We start from the raw sequence: 334 nt of genomic DNA on the forward strand, positions 1-334 counted from the left end.
CAACGGACGCCCCACCGTCGCATCGAACGAACCATCCGACGCAAACACCACCCGGCCATGCGTCGCATGAATCGCCGTCTCCGTAATCCCATACATGTTGACGACCGTGACGTCATCCCGGCTATACAACTCCGATGAGGGGAGCGACCGCAGCTCCTCACCTCCAAGGACCACAAGCCGCAGTGCCAGGGACAGCGGACCTGTGCGCCGAAACTCAGCCGCAGTCGTCAGGTTGCGTAGTGCGGTGGGTGTCTGGCTCAGGACGGTGACGCGCTCGGATTGCAGCACCCCCAGCAGGACTTCCGGGCTGCGGGTCACCTCCCGGGGCAGGATC

At 64.4% G+C, this 334-nt stretch carries 1 protein-coding gene; it reads right to left on the bottom strand.

What is annotated here, in order from left to right:
- Positions 1-318: AMP-binding protein (locus IF17_RS01000000136955; protein WP_167344552.1), on the bottom strand; the 318-nt coding region annotated here is incomplete at its 3' end.
- Positions 319-334 lie beyond the last annotated feature (16 nt).

This window comes from Streptomyces cyaneofuscatus (assembly GCF_000718135.1).
Classification (GTDB): Bacteria; Actinomycetota; Actinomycetes; order Streptomycetales; family Streptomycetaceae; genus Streptomyces; species Streptomyces cyaneofuscatus.